The organism is Rhizobacter sp. P1_G5, from assembly GCF_056405435.1.
The window spans coordinates 1-4,997 of sequence record NZ_JBFUCB010000458.1 but is presented as its reverse complement, the minus strand read 5'-3'; the positions used below and the strand labels follow the sequence as shown (position 1 = coordinate 4,997).

Below are 4,997 nucleotides of genomic sequence, written 5' to 3'. Positions count from 1 at the left end.
GAGAGGCATCAACGAAAGTCGGCGGCATCGTCATTCCTTTCAAGCGTGGGGTGCACAGCGCCTGACCCCTAGTGTGTGCGAACCGCGGGAAGCGGCGTTCTAAGATGCAGGCAGAGGCATCCCGAACACCACTCCCCTCGGTCATGAACAAGGAGAAAAAATGAAATCACGCTTCTGGTTGGCGCTCGGCGTGGGCGCCCTTCTCTCTCTTTCGGCAGCAGCCCAGGAGGTCACGCTGACGCGGCTCGATTGCGGCACCGGGACCAACGACCCGAGGCGCTTCAGCGACGCCTTCGCCTACACCGAGACGACGAAGCCCTTCACCTTCAGCTGCTATGTCATCCGCCACGGCGCGGACGTGATGGTCTGGGACACGGGTTATCTGCCGGGCTCCGTTCCCAGTGCGACCAACAAGCCGCTGGCCGATCTGCTGAAGCAGATCAACGTCAACGCCGAAGACGTGAAGTACGTCGGCATCAGCCACTACCACGCCGATCACACCGGTCAGCTGGCCCCGCTGAAGAATGCAACGCTGCTGATCGGCAAGGGCGATTGGGACGGCATCAACGCCACCCCGCCGATGGCCAGTGCGAACGTGAAAGGCTTCGCCGAGTGGATCGCCGAGAAGCGCAAGGTCGAGCCGCTGAGCGCCGACAAGGACGTGTTCGACGACGGCACCGTGATGATCCTGCGCGCGCCGGGCCACACGCCGGGGCACAGCATCCTGCTCGTGCGCCTGAAGGAGATGGGGCCGGTGATCCTGAGCGGCGATGCCGTGCATTTCCACGAGAACTACGAGCACGACGGCGTGCCGGGCTTCAACTACGACCGCGCGCAGACCCTCGCGTCGATCCAGCGCGTCAAGCAGATCGCGAAGAACCTGAAGGCGACGGTCATCATCCAGCACGACCCGCGCGACATCGGCAAGCTGCCGGCGTTCCCGGCTGCGGCGAAGTGACCGAGGTACCGGCTTCCGTCTATGCGGCGTGGAGTGCGTCGAAGGCACCCAAGGTCGATGCGTTGGAAGCCGTTTCGTCAAAATCGCCGCGCGTCGCTGCCATCATCGCGGCGTCGAGCGACATCTCCATGTAGCGGTAGCTCGACCGGACCGCACGCCGCACGGCGGCCACATCCGCACTCGACGGTGCGTGGCCGAGCAAGGTCGCGACAATGTCCAGCGCCTCCCAGGGATGCGTGTCGTCGTACTCGGCATGGACCTTCAGCCATCGCATCGCTGGAACGCGAATCTCGTCCGGGAGCGATTTCGAGTAGGTGTCCTTCGAGCACACCACGCACGACCACTCACCCGTCGCGCCTTCGACTGCATAGTTCGTCGCGGCCATCGCGACCGCAAGACTCGCCTTGTCGCAGACATACCAGCACCAGTGCGCCAAGGCCTCGAGTTCTTCGGCATCCTCCCCGGCTCGCAGGTCGTCGAGCGTCAACCCGGCTGCCCCAGCCCAGGTGGCCCAATGCTCGGAGTGCTTCTGTTCGACGCGAATGTTCTGGATCAGGTAGCGCCGCGCCATGTCCTCGCCCACGCTGTCGCCATAGCCCACCTTTTTCAGGTTCATTGCCATGAACCGGGGGAATTGCTCGATGGTCGGCCATACGCCCACCAGGAAGCGGCGCATCGCCGGCAGCGGCAACCTGGCTTCTCTCATCAGAGCGAAGAGCTCGTGCTCGACCACGCGACGCTTGTGCGGCGTCGTTTCATGAACGACGCGCTGCAGCCAGACCGGATAGCTGCCGATGTTCTTCAAGTTACCTGTTCGACGAAACTCGGTTGACATGGCATCCCCTGCGGTTGTGTTGCAAGTGGGTGCATGAACCGTGCCGGTAACCTGGTCGACAGCCCATGGTGTGTCGCACGGTTACACGGCCTGCCTGATCGTGCGGGCGCCGACGCCCCCCACTCCCGCGACCGGGCTCTATGCGCAGGCTTGCTGGCTGTGCTTGTCCAGCATCGCGAGCAGTTCTTCGAACACGATCGGCTTGGTCAGGTAGCTCTCGAACCCGCAGCCAAGCGCGGTCCTGATCTGCTCCGGAAGCGCGTCGGCCGAAAGTGCGACCAGGTGGATCTCGCGGGTGGACCGATCCCGCTGCAGCTCCTTGGCGAGCTGGACTCCCGTCATGTCGCCAAGGTTCATGTCGACGAGCATCAGATCCGGGGCGTCGAGCCGTGCCATCTCGAGCGCGCGCTCACCGTTGGTCGCGACGCGAAGCGACACGCCGTGCCGCAATGTGACGATCTGGCGTACCAGTTCGGCGTTCACCTCGTTGTCCTCTGCGTAGAGCACCCTCAGGGGGYGCCTGTTGCTGCCGGGGAGTCTGTGGCTCCGCGGGGAATCCGCATTGACGATGGGCCGATCTGACAGCGGCAGGGACAAGATCGCACACGTCCCTTCGCCACAGACGCTGCTGATGACGAGCGTGCCTCCCATCATCTCGGTGAGTTGCCTCGACAGGACGAGCCCGATGCCGGTCCCCTCCACGGTGGAGGATTCAGCCCCCAGGCGGTTGAACGGTTCGAAAAGGCGCGCGAACCGGTCGGCAGCGATGCCGCGCCCTGTGTCGACGATCCTCACGACGCAGTCGGCGCCGCAGACCTCCCAGGTCAGCGTGACGCGACCACCCGGCTTGTTGTACTTGACGGCGTTGCTCAGCAAATTGACGAGCACCTGCCGCAGGCGAACCGGGTCCGCCTTGACTTCGATGTCCTTCGCGCGCGCTGCTGCCAGGATGCCTGCCTCGGCATCGATGTGCCCCGAGACGGCGGCGGACAGGAAGATTTCGATGCCGGCTGCCGTCACCAGGGGCGACACCATCGTGGCGGCTTCCTCGACCACCTGAAGCAGTCGCACGGCCTGCGTCGAGACCGCAACCCCCCCAGACTCGATTCGTGAGAGATCGAGCACATCGTTGACGAGCGCCAGCAGGTGGGCACCGGAATTCTCGATGTACTGAACACGTTCGAGCTGGCTGACGGATAGCGGCCTGGAGGCGTCCATCCGGAGCAGCTTGGAGAAACCGATGACCGCGTTCAGCGGTGTGCGCAACTCGTGGCTCATGCGCGAGAGGAACTCGGTCTTCGCTCGGTTGGAGGCCTCCGATGCTTCGCGGGCGCGTCGCTCGATGTCTGCCGATCGCCTCGCCGTCACGTCTCGCAATACGATCGTCGTCAGCGCTGAACGCTCGGTTTCCAGTCGCGAGAGTGACGCCTCGGCCGGAAACCCGGCGCCATCCTCACGCGCTCCCTCGAGTTCCAGAAGGGACTCGGACGTCGTCGGCACCAGGGGGATGGCCGCCCCGTCCGGCAGCCTCACGAACCTGTCGACCGATGTCCCCAACGCCTCGGCGGCGCCCACGCTGAAGAGTCTTTCAGCGGCACGATTGAAGAGGACCACCGTTCGCTGGTCGTCCACCGTCACGACGCCGTCGGTCACCGCATCGATCAGTCGCTCCATGCGGAGCTCGGTCGCCGCCTGGAGACGGGCGCTGCGGCGGATGAAGATGAGCCCGGAGACCGTCAGCAAGAGGGCGATGAAGGCATTGAGGCCCAACAGCAGCTTCTGGGTCGTTCTGGACGCTTCGCCCAGCTGGAGCGAGAACGCGCTGGTGAGTCGAGTGAGCCGTTCGTTCAGCTCCGGGCTCCTGCGGCGCATCTCGTCGACCTCTGCGGATCGAGGATCGCCTGCGAGGATTCGCTGCCGCGCACGGTCGACCAGGCCGCGCATCTCTTCGATCGTCCGATCGCCCTCCGTCCAGGTGGCGATGGGCGTGGATATGAAGGAAACGTGCTGGAACAAGCGAAACATGCGGATGAGGCCGTCGATATCGCCCGGGTGATTGCCGCCCGCCAGAAACCCACGCCGCGCGGCGGCGATGTCCGGCTCTTCTTGTTGGAGCGCCTCGCGTGCGGCGCGATCGCCCAGCGAGTTCGCAAGCGCCGACATGAACTGCTGGTAGTCCGCCTCGCGGTGCCCTTCGGCATAGTCCAGGAGGTAGAACTGCGCGTCCCTCTGCCCCTTGGAGTAGAGGCTCTCCCCCGTGATGTAGGCTCGAACCGTGGAAAGCATCTGGATGCTGAACGCCGCCACCGACGCCTGCAGGAGGGTCATCGCGACGAAGACGGCGATGATCGGCCCGTAGCGCGGCATGTGTGCCTTGCGTGCGGCGCCCGGCGCCGGCGTCCCTTTCATGGAGAGCGCGCCGACGGATGCGCCGAGCGACGGACGCTGCGACCAACCTGTTCGATATCGAACATGAGACGGACCACCCCCTGGGCCTGGCCCTGATTGCCCAGGGCCACTCAGCACGAGCCGTACCTTAGTTGGGGTGCCTCTGATCGGTTGCAAGGGCCGCTGGGTGCGCGCCGCTCTCGCACAGCGCTTTCAGTGTTCCCAGTGCCTTCGGCCAGGTTTCCACCATGCCCTCGAACTCATCGGTCATGTCCTGGTCGACCGTGAGCAGCGGATTCGCTGGCCGATCCGGCCCGTCAGGATTCGACATCGCCCTGCACCGGCTCCTCCGGATCGAACGGCTGCACGCCCAGCCGCGCGACACCCTGGTCGACGCGCGCCGTGAGCTTCGCGAGCTTGCGCTGCAGGTCTTTCCAGTTGCGGATGCCCTCGTTCACCGGGTCCATCGGGTAGTAGACCTTGTTGCCCTTGGGCCTGGCAGCCGACAGCGCGAAGCGCACGAGGTCGTTCAGCTCGAACGCCAGCTCAGTCATCTGCGCGTGCGTCTCGGCCACGTGGGCGTCGATCAGTTCGCGGCGGCGCGGGGTCATCTCCATGAAGGATCTCCTGGGCCCTGGGCGGACCATAGAAAAAGGGCCTGTCCCTTTCGGAACAGGCCCTGATTTCCAGACGTTTTTGGTGGGCGATGAGAGGGTCGAACTCCCGACATCCTCCACGTCAAAGAGGCGCTCTACCACTGAGCTAATCGCCCGAGTCCATGACTATAGCATTAGTTTTTCGGCAGCTGGCTGGCAT

At 64.6% G+C, this 4,997-nt stretch carries 5 protein-coding genes and 1 tRNA gene; 1 reads left to right on the top strand and 5 read right to left on the bottom strand.

Annotated elements, in window-relative coordinates; all coding sequences use genetic code 11:
- Nucleotides 1–160 precede the first annotated feature (160 nt).
- Nucleotides 161–958 (top strand): N-acyl homoserine lactonase family protein, encoded by a 798-nt coding sequence (locus AC1D12_RS24475; RefSeq protein WP_477843423.1) that lies wholly within the window; start codon nt 161–163, stop codon nt 956–958.
- Between the two features lie 19 nt (nt 959–977).
- On the opposite strand, the gene AC1D12_RS24470 is transcribed toward AC1D12_RS24475, so the two are convergent.
- The 5 genes from AC1D12_RS24470 to AC1D12_RS24450 all read right to left on the bottom strand — a co-directional run bounded on the left by AC1D12_RS24470 (nt 978) and on the right by AC1D12_RS24450 (nt 4,953).
- Nucleotides 978–1,763: an iron-containing redox enzyme family protein gene (locus tag AC1D12_RS24470; RefSeq protein WP_477843421.1), complete on the bottom strand. Its 786-nt coding sequence runs from the start codon at nt 1,761–1,763 to the stop codon at nt 978–980.
- A gap of 168 nt (nt 1,764–1,931) precedes the next feature.
- On the bottom strand, nt 1,932–4,202 hold the full coding sequence (locus AC1D12_RS24465; RefSeq protein ID WP_477843419.1) for a hybrid sensor histidine kinase/response regulator: 2,271 nt from the start codon (nt 4,200–4,202) through the stop codon (nt 1,932–1,934).
- A gap of 127 nt (nt 4,203–4,329) precedes the next feature.
- Entirely contained in the window at nt 4,330–4,512 is a 183-nt protein-coding gene (locus tag AC1D12_RS24460; protein ID WP_465112584.1) for a hypothetical protein, read from the bottom strand.
- Nucleotides 4,499–4,798 (bottom strand): hypothetical protein, encoded by a 300-nt coding sequence (locus AC1D12_RS24455; RefSeq protein ID WP_156155163.1) that lies wholly within the window; start codon nt 4,796–4,798, stop codon nt 4,499–4,501. Before AC1D12_RS24455 ends, AC1D12_RS24460 begins: the two co-directional genes overlap by 14 nt.
- An 80-nt stretch (nt 4,799–4,878) precedes the next feature.
- Nucleotides 4,879–4,953, bottom strand: a tRNA-Val gene (locus AC1D12_RS24450).
- Between the last annotated feature and the right edge of the window lie 44 nt (nt 4,954–4,997).